The organism is Amycolatopsis pigmentata (assembly GCF_042684065.1).
Classification (GTDB): Bacteria; Actinomycetota; Actinomycetes; order Mycobacteriales; family Pseudonocardiaceae; genus Amycolatopsis_E; species Amycolatopsis_E pigmentata.
In genome coordinates this window covers 191,479-215,655 of the sequence record NZ_JBHUKR010000007.1, presented here as the reverse complement: position 1 = coordinate 215,655, position 24,177 = coordinate 191,479, and the positions used below count along the sequence as shown (strand labels likewise).

At 69.0% G+C, this 24,177-nt stretch carries 29 protein-coding genes; 17 read left to right on the top strand and 12 right to left on the bottom strand.

Annotation, left to right across the window (positions count from 1 at the left end):
- Window positions 1-3: 3 nt before the first annotated feature.
- From ACFSXZ_RS13955 to ACFSXZ_RS13940, 4 genes are all read left to right on the top strand, one after another.
- The gene (locus ACFSXZ_RS13955; RefSeq protein ID WP_378265184.1) at window positions 4-726 is read left to right on the top strand and encodes a DUF742 domain-containing protein; all 723 of its coding nucleotides are present in this window, start codon (window positions 4-6) and stop codon (window positions 724-726) included.
- Window positions 707-1,315, top strand: a complete 609-nt coding sequence (locus tag ACFSXZ_RS13950) for a GTP-binding protein (protein WP_378265182.1) — start codon at window positions 707-709, stop codon at window positions 1,313-1,315. The genes ACFSXZ_RS13955 and ACFSXZ_RS13950 overlap by 20 nt, the downstream gene beginning before the upstream one ends.
- A 139-nt stretch (window positions 1,316-1,454) precedes the next feature.
- Window positions 1,455-1,877, top strand: coding sequence for a roadblock/LC7 domain-containing protein (locus ACFSXZ_RS13945; RefSeq protein WP_378265180.1), 423 nt, complete (start codon window positions 1,455-1,457; stop codon window positions 1,875-1,877).
- A 6-nt stretch (window positions 1,878-1,883) separates the two neighbouring features.
- Window positions 1,884-2,555 (top strand): DUF742 domain-containing protein, encoded by a 672-nt coding sequence (locus ACFSXZ_RS13940; RefSeq protein ID WP_378265178.1) that lies wholly within the window; start codon window positions 1,884-1,886, stop codon window positions 2,553-2,555.
- Between the two features lie 77 nt (window positions 2,556-2,632).
- Here ACFSXZ_RS13940 and ACFSXZ_RS13935 read toward each other — a convergent pair whose 3' ends face one another.
- Window positions 2,633-4,861: a helicase-associated domain-containing protein gene (locus tag ACFSXZ_RS13935; protein WP_378265176.1), complete on the bottom strand. Its 2,229-nt coding sequence runs from the start codon at window positions 4,859-4,861 to the stop codon at window positions 2,633-2,635.
- A gap of 99 nt (window positions 4,862-4,960) precedes the next feature.
- Between ACFSXZ_RS13935 and ACFSXZ_RS13930 the strand changes: the two genes are divergently transcribed.
- The 4 genes from ACFSXZ_RS13930 to ACFSXZ_RS13915 are packed head-to-tail and all read left to right on the top strand — an operon-like array spanning window position 4,961 to window position 8,026.
- A complete protein-coding gene (locus ACFSXZ_RS13930) occupies window positions 4,961-5,149 on the top strand; it encodes a hypothetical protein (protein WP_378265174.1) in 189 nt (62 codons plus the stop codon).
- A gap of 10 nt (window positions 5,150-5,159) precedes the next feature.
- Complete coding sequence (locus tag ACFSXZ_RS13925) at window positions 5,160-6,542, top strand: NAD-dependent malic enzyme (RefSeq protein ID WP_378265172.1); 1,383 nt, start codon at window positions 5,160-5,162, stop codon at window positions 6,540-6,542.
- A gap of 9 nt (window positions 6,543-6,551) precedes the next feature.
- On the top strand, window positions 6,552-7,046 hold the full coding sequence (gene moaC / locus ACFSXZ_RS13920; RefSeq protein ID WP_378265170.1) for a cyclic pyranopterin monophosphate synthase MoaC: 495 nt from the start codon (window positions 6,552-6,554) through the stop codon (window positions 7,044-7,046).
- 29 nt (window positions 7,047-7,075) lie between these two features.
- Entirely contained in the window at window positions 7,076-8,026 is a 951-nt protein-coding gene (locus ACFSXZ_RS13915; RefSeq protein WP_378266448.1) for a molybdenum cofactor biosynthesis protein MoaE, read from the top strand.
- Window positions 8,027-8,110: 84 nt separating this feature from the next.
- Here the strand turns inward: ACFSXZ_RS13915 and ACFSXZ_RS13910 are convergent, their stop codons facing one another.
- The 3 genes from ACFSXZ_RS13910 to moaA all read right to left on the bottom strand — a co-directional run bounded on the left by ACFSXZ_RS13910 (window position 8,111) and on the right by moaA (window position 10,513).
- A complete protein-coding gene (locus tag ACFSXZ_RS13910) occupies window positions 8,111-8,755 on the bottom strand; it encodes a transglycosylase family protein (protein ID WP_378265168.1) in 645 nt (214 codons plus the stop codon).
- 374 nt (window positions 8,756-9,129) lie between these two features.
- Window positions 9,130-9,387 (bottom strand): MoaD/ThiS family protein, encoded by a 258-nt coding sequence (locus tag ACFSXZ_RS13905; protein WP_378265166.1) that lies wholly within the window; start codon window positions 9,385-9,387, stop codon window positions 9,130-9,132.
- A 61-nt stretch (window positions 9,388-9,448) separates the two neighbouring features.
- The gene (moaA, locus tag ACFSXZ_RS13900) at window positions 9,449-10,513 is read right to left on the bottom strand and encodes a GTP 3',8-cyclase MoaA (RefSeq protein ID WP_378265164.1); all 1,065 of its coding nucleotides are present in this window, start codon (window positions 10,511-10,513) and stop codon (window positions 9,449-9,451) included.
- A gap of 178 nt (window positions 10,514-10,691) precedes the next feature.
- Between moaA and ACFSXZ_RS13895 the strand changes: the two genes are divergently transcribed.
- The 8 genes from ACFSXZ_RS13895 to ACFSXZ_RS13860 all read left to right on the top strand — a co-directional run bounded on the left by ACFSXZ_RS13895 (window position 10,692) and on the right by ACFSXZ_RS13860 (window position 17,186).
- Window positions 10,692-11,171, top strand: a complete 480-nt coding sequence (locus ACFSXZ_RS13895; protein WP_378265162.1) for a MarR family winged helix-turn-helix transcriptional regulator — start codon at window positions 10,692-10,694, stop codon at window positions 11,169-11,171.
- A gap of 33 nt (window positions 11,172-11,204) precedes the next feature.
- Window positions 11,205-11,609 (top strand): TOBE domain-containing protein, encoded by a 405-nt coding sequence (locus ACFSXZ_RS13890; RefSeq protein WP_378265160.1) that lies wholly within the window; start codon window positions 11,205-11,207, stop codon window positions 11,607-11,609.
- Window positions 11,606-12,376 carry a molybdate ABC transporter substrate-binding protein gene (gene modA, locus ACFSXZ_RS13885; protein WP_378265158.1) on the top strand — a complete coding sequence of 257 codons (771 nt, stop codon included), beginning with the start codon at window positions 11,606-11,608 and terminating at the stop codon, window positions 12,374-12,376. The genes ACFSXZ_RS13890 and modA overlap by 4 nt, the downstream gene beginning before the upstream one ends.
- A gap of 10 nt (window positions 12,377-12,386) precedes the next feature.
- The gene (locus ACFSXZ_RS13880; protein ID WP_378265156.1) at window positions 12,387-13,172 is read left to right on the top strand and encodes an ABC transporter permease; all 786 of its coding nucleotides are present in this window, start codon (window positions 12,387-12,389) and stop codon (window positions 13,170-13,172) included.
- Window positions 13,169-14,272 (top strand): sulfate/molybdate ABC transporter ATP-binding protein, encoded by a 1,104-nt coding sequence (locus ACFSXZ_RS13875; RefSeq protein ID WP_378265154.1) that lies wholly within the window; start codon window positions 13,169-13,171, stop codon window positions 14,270-14,272. The genes ACFSXZ_RS13880 and ACFSXZ_RS13875 overlap by 4 nt, the downstream gene beginning before the upstream one ends.
- 133 nt (window positions 14,273-14,405) lie before the next feature.
- Window positions 14,406-15,503 carry a S1 family peptidase gene (locus tag ACFSXZ_RS13870; RefSeq protein WP_378265152.1) on the top strand — a complete coding sequence of 366 codons (1,098 nt, stop codon included), beginning with the start codon at window positions 14,406-14,408 and terminating at the stop codon, window positions 15,501-15,503.
- Between the two features lie 58 nt (window positions 15,504-15,561).
- On the top strand, window positions 15,562-16,347 hold the full coding sequence (locus ACFSXZ_RS13865; RefSeq protein ID WP_378265150.1) for an HAD-IIA family hydrolase: 786 nt from the start codon (window positions 15,562-15,564) through the stop codon (window positions 16,345-16,347).
- Window positions 16,348-16,364: 17 nt separating this feature from the next.
- Window positions 16,365-17,186, top strand: coding sequence for a metallophosphoesterase (locus tag ACFSXZ_RS13860; protein WP_378265148.1), 822 nt, complete (start codon window positions 16,365-16,367; stop codon window positions 17,184-17,186).
- On the opposite strand, the gene ACFSXZ_RS13855 is transcribed toward ACFSXZ_RS13860, so the two are convergent.
- The 8 genes from ACFSXZ_RS13855 to ACFSXZ_RS13820 form a co-directional block, all read right to left on the bottom strand.
- On the bottom strand, window positions 17,183-17,557 hold the full coding sequence (locus ACFSXZ_RS13855; RefSeq protein ID WP_378265146.1) for a YccF domain-containing protein: 375 nt from the start codon (window positions 17,555-17,557) through the stop codon (window positions 17,183-17,185). The genes ACFSXZ_RS13860 and ACFSXZ_RS13855 overlap by 4 nt on opposite strands.
- The gene (locus ACFSXZ_RS13850) at window positions 17,557-18,333 is read right to left on the bottom strand and encodes a PhzF family phenazine biosynthesis protein (protein ID WP_378265145.1); all 777 of its coding nucleotides are present in this window, start codon (window positions 18,331-18,333) and stop codon (window positions 17,557-17,559) included. The genes ACFSXZ_RS13855 and ACFSXZ_RS13850 overlap by 1 nt, the downstream gene beginning before the upstream one ends.
- A 188-nt stretch (window positions 18,334-18,521) precedes the next feature.
- Window positions 18,522-19,349, bottom strand: a complete 828-nt coding sequence (locus ACFSXZ_RS13845; protein WP_378265143.1) for an SDR family NAD(P)-dependent oxidoreductase — start codon at window positions 19,347-19,349, stop codon at window positions 18,522-18,524.
- A gap of 41 nt (window positions 19,350-19,390) precedes the next feature.
- Window positions 19,391-21,049, bottom strand: coding sequence for an AMP-binding protein (locus tag ACFSXZ_RS13840; RefSeq protein ID WP_378265141.1), 1,659 nt, complete (start codon window positions 21,047-21,049; stop codon window positions 19,391-19,393).
- A gap of 81 nt (window positions 21,050-21,130) precedes the next feature.
- Window positions 21,131-21,520 (bottom strand): isocitrate lyase/phosphoenolpyruvate mutase family protein, encoded by a 390-nt coding sequence (locus ACFSXZ_RS13835; RefSeq protein ID WP_378265139.1) that lies wholly within the window; start codon window positions 21,518-21,520, stop codon window positions 21,131-21,133.
- A 60-nt stretch (window positions 21,521-21,580) separates the two neighbouring features.
- Complete coding sequence (locus ACFSXZ_RS13830; RefSeq protein ID WP_378265137.1) at window positions 21,581-22,540, bottom strand: R2-like ligand-binding oxidase; 960 nt, start codon at window positions 22,538-22,540, stop codon at window positions 21,581-21,583.
- 2 nt (window positions 22,541-22,542) lie between these two features.
- Window positions 22,543-23,142, bottom strand: a complete 600-nt coding sequence (locus ACFSXZ_RS13825) for a TetR/AcrR family transcriptional regulator (RefSeq protein ID WP_378265135.1) — start codon at window positions 23,140-23,142, stop codon at window positions 22,543-22,545.
- A 285-nt stretch (window positions 23,143-23,427) separates the two neighbouring features.
- The gene (locus ACFSXZ_RS13820) at window positions 23,428-23,649 is read right to left on the bottom strand and encodes a hypothetical protein (protein ID WP_378265133.1); all 222 of its coding nucleotides are present in this window, start codon (window positions 23,647-23,649) and stop codon (window positions 23,428-23,430) included.
- Window positions 23,650-23,780: 131 nt separating this feature from the next.
- Between ACFSXZ_RS13820 and ACFSXZ_RS13815 the strand changes: the two genes are divergently transcribed.
- Complete coding sequence (locus tag ACFSXZ_RS13815) at window positions 23,781-24,167, top strand: cold-shock protein (protein WP_378266447.1); 387 nt, start codon at window positions 23,781-23,783, stop codon at window positions 24,165-24,167.
- Window positions 24,168-24,177: the final 10 nt, after the last annotated feature.

Below are 24,177 nucleotides of genomic sequence, written 5' to 3'. Positions count from 1 at the left end.
CGGATGGGGGTGAATCCCCCCGGCGACGACGGGCGCCGTGGCGCGCTGGCCAACGAGGAGCGGATGCCCTTCGTCGGCGGGCGCGATCAGGGTTGGTGGTCGCGCCGAGCGCGGAACCCTGCCGAGCAGGCTTCGCCGAGGGACCGTCCGGGTTCCGGTGAACCCGGGTACGGCTCCACCGGCTCCAGCGGTTTGGGCGGCGAACGGCTGTTTTCCGGTCCGGCGGCCGAACTTTTCGGTGACACCGCGGGCGGTACCGATCCGGCTTTCCGGGCGGTGCCCCGGGTTTCGTCCGAATCGGCCGGCGAGCGGAGCTACCCGAGCTATCCGAGTCATCCCAGTCTGCCGTCGGTGCCGCCTCCTGTGCCACCGCCGGGACCCGCGGAGACGTCAGGACTGGTCCGTCCGTATTTCCGTACGGGTGGACGTACCAGGCCCAGCCAGGACCTCGCCATCGAGGCACTGGTTTCGACCAGCGAGCGTGGTCGTGCCTTGGGCCGGGTCCGGGTCGCCGAGCACAGGTCGATCTGCAGCCTGTGCCTGGATACCCGTTCCGTGGCCGAAGTGGCCGCGTATCTTCGGTTACCGCTGGGAGTGGTGCGGGTGCTGATCGGTGATGTCGCCGGTCTGGGTCTCGTGCTGATCCACTCCGCGACCCCCGCGGCCGGTGACCGACCCAGTATCGAATTCATGGAGAGGGTGCTCAGTGGGCTTCGGAGAATTTGACTCCGACGCGAACACGTCGGCGGCCAACGGGCCGACCCAGTCGGCCAAGATCGTGGTGGCCGGCGGCTTCGGCGCCGGAAAGACGACGCTTGTTGGTGCGGTGTCCGAAATCGACCCGCTCACCACGGAGGCGCAGATGACCGAGGCGAGTCTCTCGGTCGACGACATCTCCGCCACCCCGAACAAGGTGACCACCACGGTGGCCATGGACTTCGGCCGGATCTCGCTGGACTCGGACCTGGTGCTCTACGTCTTCGGTACCCCGGGCCAGCACCGGTTCTGGTTCATGTGGGACGACCTCGCGCTCGGCGCGATCGGCGCCGTGGTGCTGGTCGACACGCGACGGCTGTCCGATGCCTTCCCGTCGATCGACTTCTTCGAGAACCGGGGCCTGCCCTACATCGTGGCGATCAACTGCTTCGACCGGTTGCTGCACCACCAGATCGACGATGTCCGGGACGCCCTGACGATCTCGGACGCGGTGCCGATCATCGCGTGTGACGCGCGTGAGCGCGAATCGGCCAAGCAGGTGCTGATTTCCGTGGTGGAGCACGCCATCTCGCGGGACACCGCGCTGCAGCCTGGCTGATCGCGGCGGGAAGCTGTACGGAGACCGTACGGCCGTTGGGGTGAAAGGAACGGATCACTTCTCACAGCGGGTCGACAAGTCCGCTGTGGGGAATACGCTGGCAGCGACCGCGACCACGAGACGCCGTGAGGAGGGGAAAGTGACGCCGCCGGCTTACCCGTCGGGCAGCTTCGGCTGGCTGCTCACCGACTTCGTCCGCAGGGTACCGGGCGCGGCACATGCCATCGTGGTGTCCGCCGACGGGTTGTTGCTCGCCAGTTCCGAGGGGCTGCCGAAGGACCGTGCCGACCAGCTTTCCGCCGTCGCTTCCGGTCTGCTCAGCCTGACCTTCGGCGCGGCCCGCTGTTTCGAAGCGGGCGCGGTCAACCAGACGGTGGTCGAGATGGAGCGCGGCTACCTGTTCCTGATGTCGATCAGCGACGGGTCCTGCCTGTCCGTGCTCGCGTCGCCCACGTCCGACATCGGCATCGTGGCTTACGAGATGACCTTGCTGGTCGAGCGGTTCGGCCAGCAGTTGACGCCCGAGCTGCGCGGCCAGCTCCAGGGCGGGGTGCGCGGGTAGCCGGCCATGCGCGAATTTCCCCCGAACTCCTCCGACGAAGACGCCTTCGACCCGTGGGAGGCCCTGCATCAGGGTCTGGACCGGGAGACCATCGATTCCCCGTCGAAGTTCGTGGTGAACAAGTCGGCGGTGATGCTGCCGGTGCGAGTGCCCGGGATGGGCAGACCCGGTCCGGGGAGGATGCCACCGCCACCGCCGCCTCGACCGCAGATGCGCCCGGCGCCTCCGCCGGAGGCCCGGCCCGGTCCCCCTCCCGCCGTTCCGGCGAACGCGGTGCCTCCGGCCGCCGGAGCGCACGCGGCGCCTCCCGCCGCGGCGAACACGGGCACCGGTCGCCATCGCATGCTGATGCGGCCTTACGCGCGGACCCGTGGCCGTACCCGTCCGGACTACGAGCTCGCGCTGGAGGCGCTGGTTTCGATCAGTGACCAGGGCAGGCGGTACGAGGGTGCGATTTCCGTGCAGCACAGGCGGATCTGCGACCTGTGCTGTGTGGCGACCCGGTCGATCGCCGAGATCGCGGCGTATCTGGTGCTGCCGCTGAACGTGGTGAAGGTACTGGTCAGCGACATGGACAACCTGGGCCTGGTGATGATCCACCAGCCCGGCCTCACCTTCGGCGACCGCTCCTCCCGCGAGTTCATGGCCCGCGTCCTCAAGGGCCTCCGCACCATCTGATCCCGCGCTCCGTCGGTTTTGGAGCAATGAATGTTTACTACGGATAGTCCGTAGTAAACATTCATTCCCTCAAAACGCTAGTCCTCGACGAGAGCGGCGGAGGTGATGCGGTGGAGGGGGTAGCTCTCGTCGTCGGTGCTCAACAGGATCCCGCCACCGACGCGTGCCGGGGTGAGGATGCGCTGGCTCGCCGTGCCGTGCGAGTCGACGAACCCGATCCACACCTCGCGCTGCTCTCGGCTGGCCCGGGCGAGCAGAGCCAGCGTCGCGGCGGTGTCCGAACCACCGCCGCCGCCGGGCAGCCGCACCTCGGTGCCCTTGCGACGGGTGGCCACGCTGTCCCCGGACCGCAGGCGCGTGATCACGGCGGCTATCTGGTCCGGTCCGGCCGTGGGCGCGGGCGGTGGGCGGCGGTTGCCGCCGGTTCGCGGCGGGATCCGGCGGCCCGCGGGACGCAGGTCCAGCACCCGCCCGTCCGGCCCTTCGGCGGCGGGGGCGAAACCGGCTGTCCGCAGCACGTCCAGCACCTCGGCCAGGGGAAGCGGGCTGATCAGCACGGTCGGCGCGATGCGGCGCAGCTCGCAGTCGGCCGCTACCGGATTGCCCAGGACTTCGGCGAGCAGCACTTCGTCGTCGCAGCGCAGAAAGGAGCCGGCCACCCCGCCGCGCAGCCGGCCGTGCCGCCGGGCGACGTCGTCGATCAGGTAGCTCAACGACTGCGGCACCGGCGTCGCCGAGCGGGTGCGGAACAGTTCGTGCAGTTCGTCCGCGGTGCGGCCCGCGTCGAGGGCTCGGCGGACGGACGTCTCGGTGACCCGGTACACCGTGGCGTGCCCGGACGATTCCACGTCGGCCACCGTCTTGATCTGCCCCGCCAGTTCGGGCTCCAGCGGTCCTGGTGCGACCACCGTGAGGTCCGCCTGGACCAGCACGTGGTCGATGGGTTCCGGCATGGCGTCCGTCATCGCGGTGAGCGTGGCGGCGCGGTCGCCTGCCAGCAACGCCCTGGTCGCCGTGGTGACCGCGCCGAGCGCCGTGACTCCGAGGGCGGCCGCTTCCGCCAGCGTCCAGCGGACGGTTTCGTCGCGCAGCCGCCCGCCCCGGCGAGGCGCTCGCCAGGCCAGCACCGTCACCAGGTCCTCGGCACCTTTCACGCCCGCGCCGGGCGCGAGGCCGGCAAGCGCTTCCAGCGCGCGACGCCTTGCCGCCGGTGCTCCCGGCCGTCGCAGCTCGTCGGTCAGGGGAACCAGGGGCTTGTCCTTCGCGTCCCGTTGCCCGGCGAGACCAGGCAGGCGCGGCAGATCGAGCCACGCCTGGGCCAGGGTGAGCCATCGTTGCGCGGGCGGAGAGGCCAGCCAGGAGTCGGTCAGCGTGGTCGGGACCCACTCGGGTGTCGTGGTCTGGCTGTCCGCGACGAGACCGGCGCCCGTGACGAGTTCGGCCAGCAGGGTGGCGCGCGCGTCGTCGACTTCCAGTTCGCGGGCCAGTTTGCGCAACTCCCGCACGCCGAGACCGCCGGATTTCAGCACCGGTGGCGGTTGTGCCGACCACTGTCCGAGCAGTGATTCGGTCAGGCGGAGGAACTCCAGCGCCTCACCCGCGGCGGTCTCGTCCACCGTGGCCTGGCTGTGGGGGTTGACCGGCAGTTCGGGCTCGGCCAGCGCTCCTGGCGAGCAGGACCGTCCGCCGCGCAGCGCGATCCCTATCTCCCGCGGCAACTCGACGGTCGAGTCGTCACGGCGCAGTAACAGCCCGCGCGCCAGCAGTCGCTGGATCGGGGTGGCCGCCTCGTCCAGCGGCACGTCCCGGCCGGCATCCCGGGTCCGCCCGACCGGCGGCCCGGCCGCCAGGGCGGCGAGTACGGCGTGCTCGTCCGAGCCGATGGAGTCCAGGTCGGCGTCGGCCAGTTCGGGTACCGAGGCACCCAGGCCGGCCGGGAAGGGACCGACGACATCTCGCGCGGCCGGCACGACGCGGATCGCGTCGTCGGTCCCCCACGCGACAACGCGTTCGCGGAGCCGGTCCAGTGCCGGGCCGGGATCGGCGCCCAGCAGCCGGGTGATGATCTCGCGCGATACCACTTCGGTGTCCGCGTCGGCGAGGAGCAGCGCGTCCAGGACGGCCAGCGTGAAGGTGTCGAAGTCTTCGAGAGCGCGGGCCACCGAACCGGCGCTTCCCGCGCGGGTGGCGAGCACGGTGCTGTCGGCGGGGGGCGGAGTGGCCAGGTCTCGCCGGGCAGTCAGCAACGCGGCCAGTTCGTCGTCGGAGACCGACCGCAGCCACTCGGCCAGAGAGGTTGCGGGCATCACAGCAGAGAATAACCTCCCTGGACACCGTCTTCTCAGGGCGTTGCGGCAGACTGAGAGCCACGTCAGGCAGTGCTCGCGAGAGGCAAGGAGGACGCTGTGGCCAAGGGCGACAACGGCAAGAAGAAGGCGCGCATCGACCCGACCTGGCCCCGAGTGGGTGAGGGGGAGCATCCGGTCAGCGAGCTCGCGGCCGACCGGCAGGGTGCGCTCTCGCCGTTCGGGGACGTGGTCTTCCCCCTCGAATCAGTGCCCTACGTGCATCCCGAGACCGAGATCAACAAGTAGGGAGTTCGAAGTGCCGGTTCCCGGCCCTGGCTATTCGATCACCGTCCGCGTCGAGGCGCCGCCCTCGGCCAGCGCGGCGGGGGACCTCACCACCGCGGTCGGCCGGGTCGGCGGCGTGCTGACCGCGTTCGACGTGGTGGAGTCGCATGCCGACGCGATCGTCGTCGACATCACGGCCAACGTCCTCAACGCGGACCACGTCGAGGATGTCACCAAGGAACTCGACGCCATGCCCGGCGTCACGGTGCGGAAGGTCTCCGACCGCACCTTCCTCATGCATCTGGGTGGCAAGCTCTCCGTGGCGCCGAAGGTCCAGTTGCGTAACCGTGACGATCTCTCCCGCGCCTACACGCCCGGCGTGGCCCGCGTGTGCCGCGCCATCGCCGCCAATCCCGCGGACGCCCGCAGGCTGACCATCAAGCGCAACACCGTCGCCGTGGTCACCGACGGGTCCGCGGTGCTGGGGCTGGGGAACATCGGTCCCGCCGCCGCCCTCCCGGTCATGGAGGGCAAGGCCGCGCTGTTCAAGAAGTTCGCCGACGTCGACGCCTGGCCGGTCTGCCTGGACACCCAGGACACCGACGAGATCATCGGCATCGTCAAGGCGCTCGCGCCGGTCTATGCCGGGATCAACCTCGAGGACATCGCCGCGCCCCGGTGTTTCGAGATCGAGGCCCGGTTGCGTGAGCAGCTCGACATCCCGGTCTTCCACGACGACCAGCACGGCACCGCGATCGTGGTGCTGGCCGCGTTGCGCAACGCGCTGCGCGTGGTCGGCAAGGACATCGAGAACTGCAAGATCGTGGTCAGCGGGGCGGGCGCGGCCGGCTCGGCGATCATCCGGTTGCTGCTGCACCGCAAACCCGCGGACGTGATCGCCGCCGACATCCACGGAATCGTCCACAATGGACGATCGGATCTCGACGACAACCTGCGGTGGCTGGCGGAGAACACCAACCGGGACAACGTGTCCGGCACCCTGCACGAGGCACTGGCCGGTGCCGACGTCTTCATCGGGGTCTCCGCGCCGAACCTGTTCGGGGCCGAGCAGGTGGCCACGATGGCCAAGGACCCGGTGGTCTTCGCGCTGGCCAACCCGGACCCGGAGATCGACCCGCTGGAGGCCCAGAAGCACGCCGCGGTGGTGGCGACCGGCCGCAGCGACTACCCGAACCAGATCAACAACGTGCTCGCTTTCCCCGGTGTCTTCCGCGGGCTGCTCGACGCGCAGGCGCACGACATCGACGACAAGATGCTCATCGCCGCCGCGAACGCCATCGCCGACGTGGTCGACGACCGGCTCAACGCGTCGTTCATCGTGCCCAGCGTGTTCGACTCGGCGGTCGCGCCTGCCGTGGCCGAGGCGGTGAAGGCGGCGGCCCGGCGCGGTTAGGCTCACGGAGTGAGCAACTTGAGCCACGTCGACGATTCGGGTGCCGCCCGCATGGTCGACGTTTCCGGCAAGCAGGCGAGCGCCAGGACGGCGGTCGCCACCGGTGTCGTGCGGACCACCGCCGAGGTGGTCGGGCTGATCTCGTCGAGCGGGCTGCCCAAGGGCGACGCGCTGGCCACCGCCCGCATCGCCGGGATCATGGGCGCCAAGCGGGTCCCCGAGCTGATTCCGTTGTGCCATCAGATCGCGCTGTCCGGCGTGCGGGTGGAGTTCGGGTTGGGCGCGGCGGAGGTACGGATCCAGGCGACGGCCCGCACCACCGACCGCACCGGGGTGGAGATGGAAGCCCTGACCGCGGTCGCGGTCGCGGGGCTCACCCTGCACGACATGATCAAGGCCGTCGATCCCGCCGCCACCCTCGACGACGTCCGTTTGGAGCGCAAGGACGGCGGAAAGACCGGGACCTGGGTACGGCCGTCCGATAGGACAGACACGACGAAGTAGGACCGGGAGCCATGAACAGGACAGTGGGCATGAAACGCACCGCGCGGGTGGTCGTCGCGTCCAATCGCGCGGCCGCCGGCGTCTATGCCGACCACACCGGCCCGATCATCGTCGGATGGCTGGCGGAGCGAGGCTTCGACGTGCCCGAGCCGCTGGTGGTGCCGGACGGCGAGCCGGTCGGGCAGGCCCTGCGCGGCTGCCTGAACGACGAGGTCGACGTGGTCATCACCACCGGCGGGACCGGCATCTCGCCCACGGACCGCACGCCGGACGAAACCGCGGCCGTGCTCGACTACCCCTTGCCGGGGCTCGCGGAGGCGATCCGCACGGCCGGTCTGCCCGAGGTGCCCACGGCGGTGCTCTCACGCGGGCTGGCCGGGGTGGCGGGCCGGACGCTCGTCGTCAACCTGCCCGGGTCCCGAGGCGGCGTTCGCGACGGCCTGGGTGTGCTGGACGGCGTGCTGGAGCACGCGGTGGATCAGTTGGCCGGAGGCGATCACCCTCGCCCCGCGGAGACCGATCCCGGCCCCACGCTCGGCGGGAATCAGGTGACCGGGGTGCGGATAGCGCTGGCGCAGGTGACCGAGCAGCCGCTGTCCGTTCAGGCCCACGCGGATCTCGTCGCCGACGCGGCGGCGGGCGCGGTGGTGACCTTCGGCGGCGTGGTGCGAGATCACGACGGCGGCAAGGGCGTGCTGCACCTGGTCTATGAAGGGCACCCGAGCGCTTCGGACGTTCTGGCCCGGGTGGTCGCCGAGATCGCGGGCCGCCGTGAAGGCGTGCGGGCGGTGGCGGTCAGCCACCGGCTCGGCGGACTTCAGATCGGCGACGTGGCGCTGGCGTGCGCGGTGGCGGCCGAGCACCGGGCCGAGGCGTTCGCGGCCTGCGCCGAACTGGTCGACGAGGTGAAGGCCCGGCTGCCGGTCTGGAAACACCAGCACTTCGCCGATGGCACCGACGAATGGGTCAACTCGCCCTAGTCGTTTTCGGTTGTGGTTCTTGGGGTGAGGCGACCCCACCGCCCGGGGGATAGCGGTGGGGTCGCCCCGGTGACCTTCAGCAGGTCACTTGGTTGCGATCTTCTGGCCGACCAGGATGAGGTCGGCGTTCGGGATGTACTTGGCGTTCAGTTGCTGGAGCTGCTGCCAGCCGCCCTTGTTGCCGGTCTGCTCCGCGATCTTGGACAGTGTGTCGCCCGCGACCACGGTGTAGTCACCGTTCGGGTTCGACATCGGCCCAGCGTCCGGCACACTGGTCGCCTTCGGAGCGGGCGCGGTGGCCTGCTGCGGAGCCGACCTGGTGACCGACTTCTTCGGGGTCGATCCCTGGGTGTGCGTGCCGCTGTAGCTCTGGGTCGAGCCACCGCGTGCGCCGCACACCGGCCAGGCGCCGATGCCCTGACCCTGGAGAACGCGCTCGGCAACCTGGATCTGCTGGTCACGGGACGCGTTCTGTGGACTGCCGGTACCGCCGTAGGCCTTCCACGTCGGCTGCGTGAACTGCAGACCACCGTAGAAGCTGTTGCCGGTGTTCGCACTCCAGTTGCCACCGCTCTCACACTGCGCGATGGCGTCCCAGTTCACGCTGGAGGCCTGCGCGGGGGTCGCAGCGATCGCCAGCGGAGCGCCGACCGCGATCCCCGCGACGGCGACGCGGGCGATGTTGCGAACGGCGGGGGACATCTTGCGGTGCTTGCCTCGGTAGGACATTCCAACTTCTCGGCCTCCTGCGCCGCCGTGAGGTCGGGTCCCCATCGTCCTGTCCGGAAGCCGTCTTTCGCTCGGGGTGACGGTTGCGGGACTCCGCTGGACAGGTTTGGCGCGTCGGAATCCCGGTCTTGCCGTGACTGGTCGGGGCCAGCCGAGAAGCGACGGTACGTAACGAACAGCGTGATCGGAAATTATTCGATGTGTGACCTACATCACGGTAACGTAGCAGAACCTTTGCCGATCACGATGTTTCCGCAGGTCAAATGGCCGTTATCGGTCCGTATCCGAGCCGAGATATTTCACGCTTCGTGAGTTCTGGATCACGTCAATTTGTCCCGGATGGTCCATTGGTGCGACACCCGACCCGGGCACGCTCAACCGCCCGCGAACGGGGGCAGCACATCCAGTTCGGCGCCGTCCGGGACGGGCTGCGAAGGGTCGCGGACGGCGATCCCGTCGAGCAGGAAACTGGCCGCTTCCAGGACGCGCGGGAGGCCGTCGGGGTGGCGCTCCTTCAGATGGGCCAGCGCCTCGTGCACGGAAACCCCGGCGGGCAACTGGAGCACTTCCTGGTCCACGCCGGAAGCGGCACGCGCGGACGCGAAGTACCGCACCAGGACAGTGGTATTCACGGTGCTACCTCCGCGACATCACAGTGGTCATCTTGGCGGCCGGGAGCAGGGTCACCGAGGTTCAGCCCCCGATCGCGCTCATGGGCCGGATCGGCTGCGCGAAGCCGGCGTCGTTGATTTCGTGCCCGGCCAGCTTGCCCCACATGATCATCCGCCAGGTCCGGGCCACTTCCTCGTCGTCGGCCCCGCCACGCAGCAGGCCGCGCAGATCGGTCTCGTCGTTGCTGAACAGGCAGGACCGCACCGCGCCGTCCGCGGTCAGCCGCGTCCGTTCGCAGGCGGAGCAGAACGGCCTGGTCACCGACGCGATCACGCCCACGTCGCCCGGTCCGCCGTCGACCAGCCAGCGCTCGGCGGGCGCGCCTCTGCGCGCCTGGCGGCTCGGGGTGAGCGTGAACTCGGCGCGCAGCAGGGAAAGGATCTCCTCCGCGGTCACCATGTCCGCGCGGTTCCAGCCGTGCTGGGCGTCCAGCGGCATCTGTTCGATGAAGCGAAGGTGGTAGCCGTGGTCCAGGCAGAACCGCAGCAGGCTCGCCGCCTCGTGCTCGTTGATTCCCCGCATCAGTACCGCGTTGACCTTGACCGGCTCCAGCCCGGCGTCGCGCGCCGCGGCCAGCCCGGCCAGCACGTGCGAAAGCCGGTCGCGGCGCGCGATCCGGACGAAGGTTTCGGGGTCGATGGTGTCCAACGACACGTTGATTCGGTCCAGACCGGCCTCACGCAAGGCGGTGGCGCGTTTGGCGAGACCGATTCCGTTGGTGGTCATGGAAAGTCGTGGCCGTGGTCGCAGCCCCGCGATCTCGCCGACCAGGTCCTCCAGTCCGGGGCGCAGCAACGGCTCGCCTCCGGTGAGGCGGATGTCGGTGATGCCGAGGCGTTCTACGGCGATCCGCATGAGACGGAGCAGTTCGGCGTTGGTGAGCACGTCCTCGCCGGGCAGCCAGGGCAGGCCTTCGGCGGGCATGCAGTAGGTACAGCGCAGATTGCACCGGTCCGTCAGGGACACACGCAGGTCCGTGGCCACGCGCCCGAAGGTGTCGATGAGGGCGGGGTTGTCCGGCCTCGGGGTGCTGGGAAGTTCATGCGCAGGCTTCACGCTGGGAAGTCCGAGATTCACCGCACTCATTGGTCCTAGCCTAGGCCGTTTCGCGAAGTCCGTCGTTCCACCGAGGTATGCCGCACGAGGTGTTCCGCACGGGGGAGCGAGCGGGCGCCTGTAAGTACAGCCTAGCTCCCGTCACGGCGCCGGCACGATCACTAGAATACTTTGGACACTCCATCTTTTGGCCGCGAAGGGAATCCGGATGCCGGACGAGGAGCCGACGTACCCGGTCGCTCCCGACGAGCTCGCGCGCTTCGGTGAACTCGGGCGCGAGATGAGCACGCTCGCCGTGCTGCGGCATGCCCGCATCGCCGAGCAGATGGGCCTGTCCGGCACCGACCACAAGGCACTCGACCTCGCTTCGCGGGCCGGAGGTCCGCTGACCGCGGGAAGGATCGCGCAGCTCACCGGCCTGTCGACGGGGGCGGTCACGGGAGTGATCGACCGGCTCGAGCGGGCCGGCTTCGTTCGCCGGGTCCGCGACACCGAGGACCGTCGCAAGGTGCTCATCGAAATCCTGCCCCTCGACGAGGAGCGGTACGCCCCGCTGTTCGTCTCGGCGATGGACGCCACCGAAAACGTGCTGCGCCGGTTCACCCCGGAACAGCGCGAGGTGATCGAGCGATACCAGCGAGACCTGATCGAAGCCATGCGCGCGGATCTTCTCGGCGAAGTCCCATAGATTTTCCGTACCTGCGGGGATAATGTCGCGGTCATGCCGCAATTTCGGTTGTCCGAGGCCGCCGGCCTGCTCGGCGTCAGTGACGACACCGTGCGCCGCTGGGTGCGTGCCGGACAGCTCACCGCCGGGACCGACGCCGCCGGCCGCAAGGTCGTCGACGGCGCCGAACTCGCCGCCTTCGCCCGTGACCAGGCCGCCGGGCCCGAAGACCCCTCCGGGGTCGGCAGGTCGGCCCGGAACCGGTTCGTCGGCCTGGTCACCGAGGTGACCACGGACAAGGTGATGGCCCAGGTGGAGTTGCAGTGCGGGGCGCATCGCGTGGTGTCACTGATGAGTACCGAGGCGGTGCGCGAGCTCGGGCTGCGACCCGGCGTCCTCGCCGTCGCGGTGGTGAAGGCGACGACGGTGGTCGTCGAGACTCCGGAAGGAGACAAATGAAACGGTTGTCCGCCGCATTCGTCGCCATGGCGGCCGTGACCGCCACCATCGCGACGGGGTGCTCGTCGCAGGGTGCGCCGGCATCGTCCGGGCAGGCCACGCTCACCGTCTTCGCCGCGGCCTCGCTCACCGAGTCGTTCGGAAAGCTGAAGAGCGAGTTCGAAGCCCAGCATCACGGGGTCACCGTGGCCTACAACTTCGCCGGCTCCTCGGCACTCGTGCAGCAGTTGAGCAACGGCGCCAAGGCCGACGTGTTCGCCTCCGCGGACCAGCCCACCATGGACAAGGCGGTCAAGGCCGGCGTCATCGACGGCAGTCCCTCGGTGTTCGCCACCAACCGGCTCACCATCGCGGTGGCTCCGGGCAACCCCAAGGGCATCAAGGGCTTCGGTGACCTCGCCCGCGGCGGGCTGACCGTCGTGGTCTGCGCGCCGCAGGTGCCGTGTGGAGCGGCCACCCAGAAGGTCGAGCAGAACACTCACGTCACGGTCAAACCGGCGAGCGAGGAGCAGGACGTCAAGCAGGTGCTCACCAAGGTCGAGTCCGGGGACGCCGACGCCGGTCTCGTCTACGTCACCGACGCCGCGAGCGCCGGGGGCAAGGTCGCCCAGGTCGACTTCCCGGAGGCGGCCCAGGCGGTCAACAACTACCCGATCGCGGTGGTCAAGGGGGCGCCGCAAGCCGATCTGGCCCGGCAGTTCGAGCAGTTCGTGCTGAGCGAGCAGGGTCGGCAGGAGTTGGCGAAGGCAGGCTTTGGCGCGCCGTGACCGTGGCCGGGTGCCGTGGGTGCTGTGGGTGCCCTCGGCACTGGCGCTGGCGTTGGTCGTCCTGCCCGTGGTGGGCCTGCTGACGCGGACGGATCTGCGGCGGGTGCCCGGGCTGATCGTGTCGGAGACCGCGATGCGGGCCCTGCGGCTCTCGTTGGAGACCGCCGCGCTGTCCACAGTCGCCTGTGTCCTGCTGGGGGTGCCGTTGGCGATAGTGCTCGCCCGCGCGGCCATCCCGGGCATCAGGTTCCTGCGCGCGGTGGTGCTGCTGCCACTCGTGCTGCCACCGGTCGTGGGCGGGCTCGCACTACTGTATCTGTTGGGCCGTAAGGGTTTCCTGGGTTATTTCATCGAGACGCTGGCGGGTGTCCAGGTGCCGTTCACGACGACGGCGGTGGTGATCGCGCAGACGTTCGTCGCGATGCCGTTCCTCGTGGTGAGCCTGGAGGGAGCCCTGCGCGGCGGCGGTGACGCCTACGAGCGGGTCGCTGCGACGCTGGGCGCGCGGCCGTGGACGGTGTTCCGGCGGGTCACCGTGCCGCTGCTGCTGCCCGCGCTCGGCTCGGGCGCGGTGCTCAGTTTCGCCCGCGCGCTGGGGGAGTTCGGGGCCACGATCACCTTCGCGGGCAGCCTGGCGGGGGTGACCAGGACCCTCCCGCTCGAGGTCTACACGCAAGCGGAGTCCGATGTGGACAGTGCGGTCGCGGTGGCGCTGCTGCTGATCGTGGTCGCCGTGCTGGTGATCGTGGTGGCCAGGCCCCGGGCGCTCGACGTCACGGCCGAGGGGCTCCGGTGAGCGAGGGCCTGCACGCGGAGATCGAACTCTCGCGCGGCTCCTTCGACCTCCGGGTCGCGTTCGACGTCGAAGCGGGGACCGTTCTGGCGGTACTCGGCCCCAACGGCTCGGGCAAGTCCAGCCTGCTCGGTTGCCTGTCCGGGCTGCTGAGCCCGGACCTCGCCACCATCACGCTGGACGGCCGCGCCCTGCACGGGCTTCCGCCGCATGCTCGCGCGGTCGGGCTGCTGTCACAGGATCCTCTGTTGTTCCCGCATCTGTCCGTGCTGGACAACGTGGCCTTTTCGCCGAGATCGAAGGGCGCCGGGCGGGCCCGGGCGCGCGAGATCGCCGAACACTGGCTCGAACAGGTCGGCGTGGCCGAATTCGCCGAGCGCAAGCCCGCCCAGCTTTCCGGTGGGCAGGCACAGCGGGTCGGACTTGCCCGGGCACTGGCCGGCGATCCCGATCTGCTCCTGCTCGACGAGCCGCTGGCGGCCCTCGACGTGGACGCGACACCGGCCGTCCGCGGCGTCTTGCGACGCATGCTCGACCAGGCGGGGACCAGGACCACGGTCCTGGTGACGCACGATCCCCTGGACGCGCTCACGCTGGCCGACCAGGTACTCGTACTGGCCGACGGCCGCGCCGTGGAGCGGGGACCGGTCCGTACCGTGCTGGCCGCGCCGCGCACCGCCTTCACCGCGCGCATCGCCGGGCTCAACCTGGTGGCAGGCACCGCGACCACCGACGGGCTGCGGACCGAGGACGGCACCGTCGTGGCGGGGATCCCGGCGCCGGACACCGAACCCGGCAAGCCCGCTGTCGCCGTCTTCGCACCGAGCGCGGTCTCGGTCTACCCGGCCGAGGAGGACCATGCCGGAAGTCCGCGCAACACCGCCACGGTGGTGGTCGCGGGCCTGGAGCCGCAAGGCGCGGTGATCAGGCTGAGGACGACAGGACAGGGCTGGGCGGCGGGTCTGTCGGCGGATCTGACCCCGGCCGCGGTCGCCGACCTCCGGCTCGAACCGGGCGCCACGGTGAGTCTGTCGATCAAGGCGACCACGGTCACCATCCACCCCGCCCACGCGGCCCCGATTGGATCCGGGCTGAACCCTTAGGGGACCGGACGGTGCGTCCTCCCTCGGGCTGATGCCCGCGCGGCCTGGGCGTGGATAGCCTCGGCGCGACGGAGATCAAATCCGGAGTCATGTGCCGGAAGGGCGGAAACCCATGCTGAGAAGGAGCTTTGCGGTGCTCGCGGCAGTGGCGGTGGTGGCGGCCGGGACCGTGCCCGCCGCGGCGGTGTCCGGCGGGACGCCCGTGCCCGATCCGGCGGAGGCGCCGTGGATGGTGACCCTCGCCGCCACCGGGCCTGCCCCGCTGACCCAGCGGGCTCGGTGCGGCGGTGTACTCGTGGCGCCGGATCGCGTGGCCACCGCGGGGCACTGTCTCGACCGGGCCGACCCGAACCACCTCGAGGTCCATCTCGGGGCGTCCACGTTGTCCACGCATCCCGGCAAGATCGTCCCGATCAAGGGCTTCGCCGTGCGTCCGGACTACCGGCTCATCTCTTCGCCGACCGATCCCGGCGATCTCCAGTCCGCCGCGGCCGCCAACGACGTGGCGATCGTCCGACTCGCCGAGCCGCAGTGGGACACGCCGTTCCTGCCGGTCGCGCACCAGGCGCCCAGGGCGGGCGAACCGGTCGCGGTCTACGGCCACGGCTTGACGAAACCGCGCGCGACACCGGATCCGCTGTCCGCCGTCGGTGACGTGTTGCAGCGCGGTGACCTCGAAGTGATCGACGACAACAGCTGTGACACCCGGCTCGGGGGGATCCTCGACGGGCCTTCGGTGCTCTGCGCCCAGGCACAGGCGACGGTTTGCTCGGGGGACAGCGGCGGCCCGCTCGTCCATGACACCGCCCTGGGCCGTGAAGTGGCCGGTATCGTGAGTTTCGCCGGTGAGGTCATCGGCAAGCAGTGCGGCCAGGACGGCTATGCGGACGGTTTCGCCGACGCCGCGGTGTTCCATGACTGGATCACGCGGCCGGACCCCGTGCTCGCCCCGATGCCGCTCGGTGAGCCACGGATCACCGGTTCGCACACCGCCGGGTCCACGGCGACCTGCCAGGCGCCCGGATGGGCCGCCGGGGCGCCGGACTCGGTGCGGTACCAGTGGGACCACGAAACCTCCTCGTCGGACGACACGCAGGTCTTCTTCCCGATCGACGGCGCCACGAACCCGGACTTGCCGGTGACCGCCGAACTGGCGGCCGAAAAGCTGTTGTGCTCGATCACCGCGACCTCGCCGGGCGGCACCGTGGTGATGCACACGGACCCGGCGTAGCGATCCCCGTGGATCATCGGGTTGGGGTGGGCACGGGAGACGCCTTAGGCTCGCGGACATGACGTGGACGTATCTGACCGATATGGACGGGGTGCTGGTGCGCGAGGAGCACCTGGTGCCCGGAGCTGACGAGTTCCTGGCGGAACTGCGCGCCCACGACACGAAGTTCCTGGTGCTGACCAACAATTCCATCTACACCCCTCGTGACCTGCGTGCCCGCCTGCTACGGACCGGCCTGGACGTGCCCGAGGACCGGATCTGGACCTCGGCACTGGCCACCGCGCGGTTCCTGGACAGCCAGCGGCCCAACGGCTCGGCGTTCGTGATCGGCGAAGCGGGCCTGACCACCGCCCTGCACGAGATCGGCTACGTGCTCACCGACACCGAGCCCGACTACGTGGTCCTCGGGGAAACCCGGACCTACAGTTTCACCGCGATCACCAAGGCGATCCGGTTGATCGCCGCCGGGGCCAAGTTCATCGCCACCAACCCGGACGCGACCGGCCCGAGCCTGGAGGGCCTGCTGCCCGCGACCGGTTCGATCGCGGCCCTGATCGAGCGCGCGACCGGGCGCAAGCCGTACTTCGTCGGCAAGCCGAATCCGCTGATGATGCGGTCGGCGCTCAACGCGCTCGGCGCGCATTCCGAGCAGACCCTCATGATCGGCGACCGGATGGACACCGACGTGCACGCGGGCATCGAGGCCGGGCTCAAGAGCATCCTGGTGCTCACCGGCATCTCGACCAAGGAGTCCGCGGAGCACCACCCGTTCCGGCCCACGCTGGTAATCGATTCCATCGCCGACCTGATAGGCCGTACCCACGACCCGTTCGCCTGGGAGTAAGGGCTTATGGTCATGAGGTGGATGTCCCGACGTATGTCGTAGGTGACGTGCACGGGCATCGGGAAGAGCTGGCCGACGCCCTGCGCGTGAGCAAGCTCGTCGACGAGGACGGCAACTGGTCCGGCGGCCAGGCGCGGTTGTGGTTCCTCGGCGACTTCGTGGACCGTGGCCCGGACGGCATCGGTGTGATCAACCTGGTGATGCGGTTACAGGGCCAGGCCGCCGAGGCAGGCGGCGCGGTGGACACCCTGCTCGGCAACCACGAAATCCTGCTGCTCGGCATGCATCACTTCGGCGACACCGTGGTCCCCGACGAGACCGACGGCTTCGGGCCGCGCAGTTTCGCCCGGAGCTGGCTGATCAACGGTGGCCGCCCGGAGGACCAGGACGAGCTGACCGACGAGCACATCGAGTGGCTGAGCACCCGCCCGCTGGTCTCACACGCCGCGGACCATCTGCTCCTGCACTCGGACACGTTCGAATACCTCGAGTGGGGCGACGATCCGGAGGAGATCAACGAGGTCGTCGCGGAGATCCTGGCCGGTGACGATCTCGGCCAGTGGTGGGACGTGTGGCGCAGGATGACCACCCGCTACGCCTTCCGCGGGCCCGAAGGCCCGGGCGCGGCGGCCGAGCTGCTGCTCCGCCTCGGCGGCGAGCGGATCGTGCACGGGCACAGCGTGATCGCCGATCAGCTGGGCATCCACCCGCGTGAGGTCGAGGAACCGGTGCTCTACGCGGACGGCATGGTGCTGGGCATCGACGCCGGGCTGTTCGTGGGCGGGCCGTGCCTGGTGGTCGAGCTGCCCTGGGAGCCGAAGAAGCCGTCGGACTCCTAGGGCACGTCCACGATCTCGCGGCCCAGCGGAAGCAGCGAGATCGGGACCAGCTTGAAGTTGGCGATGCCCAGCGGGATGCCGATGATCGTCACGCACTGCGCGATCCCGGTGACCACGTGCCCGAGCGCGAGCCACCAGCCGGCGACGATGATCCAGATGACGTTGCCGACCGCCGAGCCGGCCCCGGCGTCGCGGCGGTCCACCACCGTGCGGCCGAACGGCCACAGGGCATAGTTCGCGATCCGGAACGACGCGATGCCGAACGGGATCGTCACGATCAGCACGCAGCAGATCAGCCCCGCCACGCAGTAGGCGATCGCCATCCACAAACCGGACAGCACCAGCCAGATGATGTTCAGCAGAATTCGCATCAGACGAGCAACTCCCCCTCGACCACGGTCACCGCTTGGCCGGCGAGGGTGACCCGATCGCCGTTCAACCGGACGCGAACGATACCGCTCCGCGCCGAAGCCTGTTCACCGGCCAGCTCTTCGCACCCGAACCGAGCCGACCAGTAGGGCGAAAGCAGACAGTGCGCCGAGCCGGTCACCGGATCCTCCGCGATTCCCGCGGAGGGAGCGAACACACGGCTGACGAAGTCGATGCCGGGCTTGTCGCCCGCGGCCGAGACGATCAAGGCCCTGGCGTCGATCCCGGCGACCGCGTCGAGATCGGGCCGGACCGCGCGCACCTCCGCCGCGTCGGCGGCCACCACCAGCACGTCGTACCGGCCGCGCAGGACGGCTTCGACGGTCACGCCGGGAAGGGCCGCGGCCACCACGTCCGGCGTGACGTCTTCACCGGGTGGAGCGGGCGGGTCGGCCGGGAAGTCCATCCGCACCCAGCCGCCGTCTTCGGTCCAGGTCCGCAGCTCACCGCCGCGCGTGTGGAACACCTGTGCGCCACCGAGGACGTGGCCGGTGGCGAGCGTCGCGTGCCCGCACAGGTCCACCTCGATGGCGGGGGTGAACCACCGCAGGTTTTTCGGGCCATCGCCCCGCTCGACGAACGCCGTCTCGGAGTACCCGAGTTCGGTTGCCACCGACTGCATCCACACCGGATCGCCAGGCGCGTCCAGCAGCACGACGCCGGCCTGGTTGCCCGCGAACGCGGTGTCGGTGAAGGCGTCGACGATGAAGAGCCGCATATCTCCACTGTAGGCCGATCCCCGGCCCGCCAACTGTCACGCGGAGCGTGTCCGTTGAGGGTGGTGGTGGGAGACGCTGGGTGTGGCTGTCGCGCGGAGCGTGTCCGTTGAGGGTGGTGGTGGGAGACGCTGGGTGTGGCTGTCGCGCGGAGCGTGTCCGTTGAGGGTGGTGGTGGGAGACGGGTGGGTCAGTGCGCTTCGCGGTCGAGCAACGCCTCGGATCGATTCCAGAGTTCGGTGGCCAGGGCGGCGTCGAGAGCTTGGGGGTTGTGCTTCTTGGCCGGCTTGCCTTTTTCGTAATAGGTACCGGACTGCCAGTCCTGGCCCGGGTGACCTTGAGCCAGCCAGACCAGCTGTGCGGCGCCCTTTTCCGGAGCACTCATGAGGCCGCTGCCCAGCCGGTACAGGTGTCGCCACCAACTCTGGGATCCGGTACCGAAACTCGTCGCGACGAGACCGGGGTGGAAGGCGGCTGCCGAGACGCCTTGGTCGTGATAGCGGCGGTGTAGTTCCTTGGTGAACAGGATGTTGTAGAGCTTGGTGGTCCCGTAGGCCAGCTGTGGGGTGAAGTCGCGATCGTGTTCGAGGTCGTCGAGGACCGCCTTGCCACCGAACCGGGCGGTGCCGCTCGACGTCTGGATCACCGACGCTCCAGCGGCGACAAGCCTGTCCATGAGCAGCCGAGTGAGCAGAAACGGTGCCAGATGGTTGACCTGGAACGTCTTCTCGAAGCCGTCGACGGTCTTGGCCCGGTCACCGAAGACGCCACCGGCGTTGTTGGCGAGCACATCTATGCGGGGGTACGCGGCCTTCAACTCGGCCGCGAGTCCCCGCACGTCGTCCAGGCGAGCGAAGTCGGCGACGAAACAGTCGAGGCCGAGTTCACTCGCGACGGCGTTGGTCTTCTCGGCGGACCGGCCGACGATGACGACTTGATGACCTTTCCGATGGAGCTGGCGAGCTGCCGCCGCTCCGATTCCGTCGGAGGAGCCCGTGATCACGATGGTTTTCGCCATGGTCGCCGATCGTAGCCGGATTCTCCCCTGCCGAAGGGGCGCTAAGCGTGACGGACTCCGGCGGCGTCTTCGAGGCCGAGCAGCGAGATCGACCGTTCCCGCATTTCCACCTTGCGGACCTTGCCGGTGACGGTCATCGGGAACTCGTCGACTATGTGGACGTAGCGCGGAATCTTGTAGTGCGCGAGCCGGCCGGAGCAGAACTCGCGGAGGCTCTCCGCGGTCAGCGGCGCGGCGCCGTCCCGCATGCGGACCCACGCCATGAGCTCTTCCCCGTATTTGACATCGGGCACGCCGATGACCTGCGCGTCGAGAATGTCCGGATGGGTGTAGAGGAATTCCTCGATCTCCCGCGGATAGACGTTCTCGCCACCGCGGATCACCATGTCCTTGATCCGGCCGGTGATGTTGACGTAGCCGGCGTCGTCCATCACCGCCAGGTCGCCGGTGTGCATCCATCGCGCGGCGTCGATCACTTCGGCGGTCTTCTCCGGTTGCTCCCAATAGCCGAGCATCACCGAATAACCGCGGGTACACAGCTCGCCCGGCGTTCCGCGCGGGACGGTCTGCCCGGTGTCCGGATCGACCACCTTGACCTCCAGGTGCGGTCCGACCCGGCCGACGGTGGACACGCGGCGCTCGATCGAGTCGTCCGCCCTGGTCTGGGTGGACACCGGGGAAGTCTCGGTCATGCCGTAGCAGATCGAGACGCCGGTCATGCCCATGCGCTCGATGACCTGCTTCATCACCTCGACCGGGCAGGGCGACCCGGCCATGATCCCGGTGCGCAGCGCGGACAGGTCGTAGGAGGCGAAACCCGGTTCGGCCAGTTCGGCGATGAACATCGTCGGGACCCCGTACAACGACGTGCACCGCTCGGCCTGGACGGCGTCCAGGGTCGCCTTCGGTTCGAACGACGGAGCGGGAATCACCATGGCCGCACCGTGCGTGGTGGCCGCCAGATTACCCATCACCATTCCGAAACAATGGTAGAAGGGCACCGGAATGCAGATCCTGTCCTGCTCGGTGTAGTCGCACAGTTCGCCGACGAAGAAGCCGTTGTTGAGAATGTTGTGGTGCGACAGGGTCGCGCCCTTCGGGAAACCGGTGGTGCCCGAGGTGTACTGGATGTTGATCGGCTCGTCCGCGCTCAGCGTGGCCGCGATTTCGGCGAGTCGTGCGGGGTCGGCGGTCTTTCCGTTCGCCAGCAAGGAGTTCCACTCCTCGCCACCGATCAGGACCACATGTTCCAGACCGGGGCAGCGCGGCCGTGCGTCGGCGATCATCGCGGCGTAGTCGGAGGTCTTGAACTTCTCCGCGGCCACCAGCATGCGGATGCCGGCCTGGCCCAGCACGTATTCGAGTTCGTGGGAGCGGTAGGCCGGATTGATGGTGACCAGGATCGCGCCGATCTTGGCGGTGGCGTACTGCGTGACTGTCCACTCGGGGACGTTCGGCGCCCAGATCCCGACCCGGTCGCCTTTGCCGATGCCGAGTTCGAGCAGTCCCGACGCGAGCGCGTCGACCTCCGCGCCGAGTTCGCGGTAGCTCCATCGCCGGCCGCTCGGCCGGTCGACCAGTGCGTCACGGTCGCCGAAGGCCGCCACCGTGCGATCGAAGTTGTCGCCGATCGTGTCCCCCAGCAACGGAACTCCGGAGGTCCCGGAGGCGTAGCTTCCAACAGCGGGTCGCGATGGCATGGGATCTCCCGGAGGTCGTCAACGCTGACGTCGTCAGTTTATGGCGAAGCGGTCCGCTTGGGGGCATAGAGCGAGTTGAGTTCAGCGAAGTCGATCGACTCGGCCATGGCGTGGTAGGTGCCCCACGGAGTCCTCGACGTTGATGCCCACGGCACCGGCCTCCAGCACGAGCCGGACGGTGGCCGCCACACCATCGGGCGTTTCGGCGTAACCGTGCTCGATGTCAGCGGTAACCGGCTGCTCGACCGCGGCGGCGATGCGGGCGATCGCGTCCACGGCCAGGTCGCGGTCGAGATGGCCACCGTCGGCGGTACCGAGGCTCCAGGCGACCCCGGCGCTGGTGGTGGCCACCGCGGACGCGCCCGCCTCGGCGACGAGCAGTGCGGTGGCCACATCCCAGGCATTCGGCAGGACCAACGGGCCGTTGGTGTGCAACGAGCGGAACGACTCCGCCTTGTCGTGGATCGTCATACCGCAAGTTCACCACTGTCGCGGCCGCGTCGGCACGCGGAAATACGACACGGACGACCGTCAGCCCGAAGCTTCGGCGAAGGCCTTCGCGTCCTCTTCGCCGAAGGTTTCCTCAAGCTGTTCGGGCGAGTAGTCGAGATCGATCTGTGCCACCGGGACGCCTCGGGCCGACGCGATCGCGCCGAGCCGTCGCTGTGCCCGGTCCGCGGCGTAGTTCAGCAGTTCATCGGGATCGCGGCCGAACGGCGGCTCCTCGAACTGGGCGTTGACCCACTGGATCATGCCGAGCGCGTGCGGCATCAGTTCGCCCATCCGCTGCTCGACGGCGGGCCACAGGGAGTCGTCCGCGGCGATGTGGCGACGGCAGGTGAACGTGCCCCACGCCATGTGACGGCGCTCGTCGTCGCCGATCCGCTTCACCAGTTCCTGCATCCCCGGCAGGATGTCGCGTTCGGTGCAGAGCAACTGCCAGGAGTAGTACCCGGTCAGCGCGAGGCTGCCCTCGATCACGTGGTTGTAGGTGACGCTGGCGCGGATCTGGTTCAGGGGGCTCGGGTCCTGTTCCAGCAGACCGAGCGACTCGGGCAGCTCTTCGTAGAAAAGCTTGCGGTAGTGCGGGTTCTCGGACACGTACGAGGTCAGGTCCTCGGTCAGGCCGACCGCGTCCATCCACCGCCGGAAGACCTCGGTGTGCTTGGCCTCCTCGAAACAGAACTGCGTCAGGTACATCTCGTCGCCGAACCGGCCTTCGGCCGCCATCGCCTTCATGAACGGCTGGATGTCCTGGGTGACGGCTTCCTCGCCGGCGATGAACTGGGCGCACAGGTAGGTCGCCGAGCGCTTTTCCTCGTCGTCGAGGGTCGCCCAGCCGGCCGGGTCACCGCTGAAGTCGATGTCGGCGGGGTTCCAGAACTTCCGGTTTCCCTTCACGAACAGCCGCAACGGGAAGGAGTCCCAGTTGAGGCCGCCCTTGCGTAACGAGGTGAAGCCGGTGCGCTGACCACTGAGGGTTCCGGTCATATCTACTCCATTGTGGACGAATGGTGGGCAAGGAAGGGTGCTACCGCGGCACAGATCATGTCAGCCGCCTCCACCGCGGAATGGGTGCGCAGCACCAGATGGCTCAGTGCGAGGCGGACCACGGTCTCGGCCAGCAGCGCGGCGGTGTGCGGGGTGAGACCGGGGGCCCGCCGGAGGTAGTGCATGGCGGCCATTTCGGTCGCCGCGGATAGCACGGGCTCCCCCCGGGTGGTGAGCAGGGGCAACAGGTCCTCCCCGGTCTGGGTGCCCAGTGCCGAGGCGACCAGCCGGTTCTCCCGTGCGTGCTCGATGGTGTAGACCACTGCGGCGTGGATGCCGGAGAGCAGGTCCACCGCGGCTTCGAGTCGCTGGTTGATGCCGTCCAGGAACTCCGAAGTCGTCCTCAGCGTGACGGCTTCGACGAGCGTGGCCTTGTTGCCGAACTCGTTGTAGACCGTCTGCCTGCTCACGCCCGCCACCGCCGCGACATCGGCCATCCGCAGCCCGCCGAAGCCGTGCTCCGCCAGCAGGTTCGCCGCCGAGTCGAGCAGGCTCTCCCGCAGCGAGGCCTTCGTTCTCTCGGTGAAGGTGATCTCGATCACTGCATTTTCTCCGCGAGTTCGCGCGCGCCCGCGATCGTGTCGACAGGGCGCTCCTTGTCAACGCGGGACGCGCTGAGCGGTCGGGCGCCCTGCCGCCCCGCGGAGGGAGCCTGGGGGCTGTGCCCCCCGCGGAACAGCGGAAAGAGCAGGCGCGTTTTGTGGTCATCTTGGCGGCCGCGACGTGATGTGAGGGCGGTCACCGGATCAGCTTGACACGAACACGCAAAATGTCAAGGATCTTGATCTCTTCGAGAGATTTGTCCACGCAACGGGGGAACGCGGGGTTCAGTGCCCGCGGTGTTCCCGGACCAGCGCGATGAACCCGAGCGCGATGCCCAGCGGGGTGGCGACTCCGGCCGCCACGCTCAGCCAGACGGGCAGGTCGCGTAGCCCGGCCGCGAACATGACGAACACGGTGATCACGGCCAGTACGCCGACGGCGAACACGCCTATGCCCAGTCGCATGAGCCATGGTTTGCGCGGGTGTGCCTTCGGCGAAGTTTCCATGGGAAAAGGTTAGAACCCGGTCCGTACTTCTCCCCAAGGCGCATACAGCGATAAGCTGGTCGGTACGCGCGTCCTGGGTACGCCCAGGGCGCGTTCGTCGTGTAGCAGAGCGAAGGAATCGGGTGAGGGCAGTGCCGACCGGCAAGGTCAAGTGGTACGACGCGGACAAGGGGTTCGGTTTCGTCACCCAGGACGGTGGCGAGGACGTCTACATCCGGAAGACCGCGCTACCCCAGGGGGTCGAGGCACTCAAGGCCGGACAGCGGCTCGAGTTCGGCGTCGCCGACGGCAGGCGTGGTCCCCAGGCTCTTTCCGTCCGGCTGCTCGACGCTCCGCCGTCCGTGGTGGAGGCCCGCCGCCGTCCCGCCGAGGAACTGCACGGCCTGATCGAGGACATGATCAAGCTGCTCGAGATGAAGGTCCAGCCCGACCTGCGTCGCGGCCGCTACCCCGACCGTCGCAACATCAAGCGGATCGCCGAGGTCATGCGGGCCGTGGCGCGCGACCTCGACCCGTAACGAGCCACAC

Bases quoted from the DNA above. Each gene is read 5' to 3' on its own strand.
- modA (WP_378265158.1), top strand. From the start codon at position 11,606: ATGAAACGGTTGTCCGCCGCATTCGTCGCCATGGCGGCCGTGACCGCC.
- ACFSXZ_RS13830 (WP_378265137.1), bottom strand. From the start codon at position 22,540: ATGACCGGAACCCTCAGTGGTCAGCGCACCGGCTTCACCTCGTTACGC.
- ACFSXZ_RS13855 (WP_378265146.1), bottom strand. From the start codon at position 17,557: ATGCGAATTCTGCTGAACATCATCTGGCTGGTGCTGTCCGGTTTGTGG.
- ACFSXZ_RS13845 (WP_378265143.1), bottom strand. From the start codon at position 19,349: ATGGCGAAAACCATCGTGATCACGGGCTCCTCCGACGGAATCGGAGCG.
- ACFSXZ_RS13890 (WP_378265160.1), top strand. From the start codon at position 11,205: ATGCCGCAATTTCGGTTGTCCGAGGCCGCCGGCCTGCTCGGCGTCAGT.
- ACFSXZ_RS13955 (WP_378265184.1), top strand. From the start codon at position 4: ATGGGGGTGAATCCCCCCGGCGACGACGGGCGCCGTGGCGCGCTGGCC.
- ACFSXZ_RS13935 (WP_378265176.1), bottom strand. From the start codon at position 4,861: ATGCCCGCAACCTCTCTGGCCGAGTGGCTGCGGTCGGTCTCCGACGAC.
- ACFSXZ_RS13840 (WP_378265141.1), bottom strand. From the start codon at position 21,049: ATGCCATCGCGACCCGCTGTTGGAAGCTACGCCTCCGGGACCTCCGGA.
- ACFSXZ_RS13915 (WP_378266448.1), top strand. From the start codon at position 7,076: ATGAAACGCACCGCGCGGGTGGTCGTCGCGTCCAATCGCGCGGCCGCC.
- ACFSXZ_RS13820 (WP_378265133.1), bottom strand. From the start codon at position 23,649: ATGGAAACTTCGCCGAAGGCACACCCGCGCAAACCATGGCTCATGCGA.
- ACFSXZ_RS13910 (WP_378265168.1), bottom strand. From the start codon at position 8,755: ATGTCCTACCGAGGCAAGCACCGCAAGATGTCCCCCGCCGTTCGCAAC.
- ACFSXZ_RS13850 (WP_378265145.1), bottom strand. From the start codon at position 18,333: ATGCGGCTCTTCATCGTCGACGCCTTCACCGACACCGCGTTCGCGGGC.
- ACFSXZ_RS13940 (WP_378265178.1), top strand. From the start codon at position 1,884: ATGCGCGAATTTCCCCCGAACTCCTCCGACGAAGACGCCTTCGACCCG.
- ACFSXZ_RS13865 (WP_378265150.1), top strand. From the start codon at position 15,562: ATGACGTGGACGTATCTGACCGATATGGACGGGGTGCTGGTGCGCGAG.
- moaA (WP_378265164.1), bottom strand. From the start codon at position 10,513: ATGAGTGCGGTGAATCTCGGACTTCCCAGCGTGAAGCCTGCGCATGAA.
- ACFSXZ_RS13895 (WP_378265162.1), top strand. From the start codon at position 10,692: ATGCCGGACGAGGAGCCGACGTACCCGGTCGCTCCCGACGAGCTCGCG.
- ACFSXZ_RS13835 (WP_378265139.1), bottom strand. From the start codon at position 21,520: ATGACGATCCACGACAAGGCGGAGTCGTTCCGCTCGTTGCACACCAAC.